The 3,569-nt window shown below is 55.0% G+C and carries 3 protein-coding genes; all 3 read right to left on the bottom strand.

Annotated features, from left to right (window positions below):
• Window positions 1-151: 151 nt before the first annotated feature.
• The 3 genes from VSR72_RS43855 to VSR72_RS43865 are packed head-to-tail and all read right to left on the bottom strand — an operon-like array spanning window position 152 to window position 3,373.
• The gene (locus tag VSR72_RS43855) at window positions 152-1,162 is read right to left on the bottom strand and encodes a site-specific integrase (RefSeq protein WP_342958400.1); all 1,011 of its coding nucleotides are present in this window, start codon (window positions 1,160-1,162) and stop codon (window positions 152-154) included.
• Window positions 1,155-2,117 carry a tyrosine-type recombinase/integrase gene (locus VSR72_RS43860; RefSeq protein WP_342958401.1) on the bottom strand — a complete coding sequence of 321 codons (963 nt, stop codon included), beginning with the start codon at window positions 2,115-2,117 and terminating at the stop codon, window positions 1,155-1,157. Before VSR72_RS43860 ends, VSR72_RS43855 begins: the two co-directional genes overlap by 8 nt.
• Window positions 2,114-3,373, bottom strand: coding sequence for a site-specific integrase (locus VSR72_RS43865; RefSeq protein ID WP_342958402.1), 1,260 nt, complete (start codon window positions 3,371-3,373; stop codon window positions 2,114-2,116). The genes VSR72_RS43860 and VSR72_RS43865 overlap by 4 nt, the downstream gene beginning before the upstream one ends.
• Window positions 3,374-3,569: the final 196 nt, after the last annotated feature.

Consider the following 3,569-nt stretch of genomic DNA (forward strand, 5'->3'; position numbering starts at 1 on the left):
GCGAACAGATAGTTGCGGCGACAATGCACATATTTGCATTGAAGACGTTATGCGTAGCCGAGGATTATGTTCAGTCCATCTTTGGAGAAGAACGCGATACAAATCGCCAGGCCGATGGACAGCGATTCTCGGTCCGGCGAACTGCACATAATTATAAAGACTCCAAGAACCGAAGAATGTCGTCGGGTGGTTGATAGCGACGATTCTTTGGATTCGTGGTTGGTTGAATACTGTTCAGTGCCCGCTCCTTCATAGCCAGATCGGCTTCCAGATAGCCGTGCGTTGTCGACGGGCTTTCGTGTCCGAGCCACAATGCGATGACCGACAGGTCGACGCCAGACTGGAGCAGATGTGTCGCTGTCGAATGGCGAACCACGTGAGGAGAAACGCGTAGTTTCGCAAGTTGAGGACATCGCTCTGTCGCTTTCGATACGGCAAGTCTCAAGCGGTCCGCAACGTTCGAGCGGGTCATGGCATAGCCAGACCGATTTGGGAAGACCCGTTGACTTGGTGCATCCTGGATCCGTGGCAACCAGCCCTTGATTAGCCTCGCCGTTGATCGCCACAAAGGTACCGTCCGCTCCTTGCGTCCTTTGCCGAGAATATGGACGCAGGGTGAGGCGCCGAGGACGAGATCGCCAATACGCAGTGCGAGGATCTCTGAGACACGTGCCCCGGTGTTATACATCGTTGCCAAGAGTACCCGGTCGCGTTGACCCGACCATGTGTCCGGGTCGGGTGCCGATAATATTTGCTGAATCTCGTCACGCGACAGGAAACTGACCATAGGTCTGTCACAACGCTTCATCGGCACTGAAAGCGTACGCTGTATAACCGCTAGCGAAGTGATGTCTCGATGCGCAGCGTACTTCATGAACGAGCGTAGTGCTGCAAGTCGAACGTTTCGAGTTCGCGTGCTGTTATGTCTCTCGATCTCGAGATGTCGAAGGAAGGCCAGGACCAACGGTGCATCCATATCGGTCAGGGCCAAATCCGAAGGACACCTGCCCAGGCGTTCGGATGCAAACTGCAAAAACAGACGAAATGAATCGCGATAGCTCGAAATCGTCTCCGGGCTGACCCCGCGTTGCTCCATCAGTCGTTCGACGAAGAAGTCCTGCAGAAGCGTAGGGAAGGAAGGGACGCGGCAGACTTTATTCATGGCTTGCTCCCTCAGCAAAGCGGGCAAACTTCTGGTTCACGACTTCCATGAGTTCTGGAACGGCAGTCAGATACCAGTAGGTGTCGCTCGGCTTCACATGTCCCAGATAGGTCGACAGGGCGATTATCCGGTTGTCAATATTTGCACCCTCCTGATACCACTTGAGGATGCGCCTGCACACGAATGTATGACGAAGGTCATGGATTCGGGGCAGAGGATGATCGCCGCGGGCGGTCCATGCAAGTTGCCTGCGAATACGATCGAACGTCCCCTCCACTGTTCGAATAGGTAACTTCTTACCATTTATACCGACGAAGAACGAATTGCACGGCACCGCAGCGATAACCCGCAATCGTCGATCAGCGTAGCGTTCGAGGACGCGCGTTACAGTAGGATGTAGTGGAATGAGGCGTGACTTGTGGAACTTCGTCTCGCGCACAATCAGCGTTCCGTCTTCAAGATTGACGTCGCTCCTGGACAGATTAATGGCTTCCGAGATACGCAGACCGGTTGCCGCGATCAAACCAAACAACGCTTCATAGGTGAGCGGTCTAATCGAACCGGCGGGCAATAGCGCCGCCGACGCTGCGACGAGTTCATTGAGTTCCCGCTCCGTGTAGATATGTGGTGCCAGACGACGATGAGCTTGCCCGCAAAGGTCGCGTCGCGGAACGATGGCCTCGGGAGAGAACTGCTTCAGATACTTTGCGAACGGACGGATCACCTCAATTCGGCGCGCCCAAGTAATGGCCCTTTCGCTCTTTGTTGAATGAGCCCAGGCAAGAGCAAGTTCTTCGGTAATCGGGCCAGGCTGGGTCATGGCATCTGCGAAGCGAGCGAAGTCCATCAGGATCGGGCCAGAAATCTTAAGATCGAAACCAAGGGAATGCCTCTGTGCCAGATACGTCTTCGCCTGCGACATCATCGTATCAGCTGGTTTTACGGAATTCTTCATGACGTTCTCCCCGGCCAGGGAAGTGCCACGGCATCAAGGCTTCGACGATCGATCTTTGTATAGATCGCTGTCGTATCGATGCTTCGATGGCGAAGTATGTCCGCGACCTCCTTCAACGACGAACCCGATCGAAGCAGCCGTCTGGCGACGCTGTGGCGAAGAAGATGACTTCCCGTTCGGTTGGTCAAACCGGCGCGAACATATGCGGCCTGCACTGCCTGATGGACTCGGCCCGTCCCCAGCGGAGTATCGACGGGCGCATAATGCCGTACAAATACCGCCCGGGACGGCACTGTGGCCTTTCTGGCGAACTGGATGTAATTGGCTATCGCGTAACCGGTCGCTTCTGGCAGCGGCATGCTATACGTCCGTCTCGATTTAGTCCGTCGGATTCGGAGCGTACCTTCGCGCCAGTTCAAATCATCGAGCTGGATTTGCACGACTTCGCCGGCTCGCAAACCAAGATCTATCATGCATCGGACCATCGCGTAGTCGCGCAAGCTGGAAGCCGTCTTGCAATCAAACGAATTCAGAAGCACCCCGATCTCCTCGTCCGTAAGTGTTTCCGGAAGTGCTGCCAGCCTCCATCTGGCGACATTGGGAACCGCAGCCATCAGTGCTTCAACGCAATCGTCATATTGGGTAAGCCGGAATCGCAGATAACTTCGTAAAGCTACGCTCGATGCTTTGGCGACACCGGGTCCACATGCGTCCGGATATTGCGTCACAAATCGGTAAATGTCGCGAATCTCCAACTGGTTGATGTCTATGCAGTTGTCACCGAACTGTTGACGCAGGAAGTCACGAACGATTCGCCCACGCTGATATCGAGTACAGTCCGCAAGCCCGCAAACTTCTTCGAGATATTGGATGAACCGACAAATCTCCTCGCGTATCGCGTCGGGTTGGTCGCGCAGAAACCAAGGGACCGCCTGTACGCCTAACACGACCAGAAGATGCTGGAGCGAGGCTCTTACATCCGCCGCGCTTCTCGGAATTGGCTCTGGGCAGGTGCAATGTGGGAGATGGTTGGCAACAAAACTGTTGACTAGGCGATAGTCGACGCGAGCAGCAGGTATCCGGCGCTTTGCAATCCAATGCGCAAAATGCGCAACGCATCTGACGTAGCGGTTGACGGTACTCAGCGCATAGCCCCGCTCCACAAGGTATCCACAGTACTGCTCTGCAAATGGGGAAAGAACGCTGCGCCACAACCACGCCTGAGGTTGTGGCCGTAGAGGAGTTAAGCCGGTCATAACGAATCTCCCGAAATGGATAGCTACCCATCTAGGAGACCACCTTTTTTATGTGCAGTTTGCTGCGGCAAAAAACCCCAAGGAGGTCCGTAAAGCTGATCGATGTCGTGTTCAGCTCGGTGCAACTCCACATAATTCACGGCTACGCATAACGGCGGCCAATCGCTACCCCGCGTAGCGCGCGCTCGACAGCTAG

The sequence above is a fragment of the Paraburkholderia sp. JHI869 genome (genome assembly GCF_038900775.1).
In the GTDB taxonomy this organism is placed as follows: Bacteria; Pseudomonadota; Gammaproteobacteria; order Burkholderiales; family Burkholderiaceae; genus Paraburkholderia.

Coding starts and splice junctions, on each gene's coding strand:
- VSR72_RS43865 (WP_342958402.1), bottom strand. CDS start 3,373: ATGACCGGCTTAACTCCTCTACGGCCACAACCTCAGGCGTGGTTGTGG.
- VSR72_RS43855 (WP_342958400.1), bottom strand. CDS start 1,162: ATGAATAAAGTCTGCCGCGTCCCTTCCTTCCCTACGCTTCTGCAGGAC.
- VSR72_RS43860 (WP_342958401.1), bottom strand. CDS start 2,117: ATGAAGAATTCCGTAAAACCAGCTGATACGATGATGTCGCAGGCGAAG.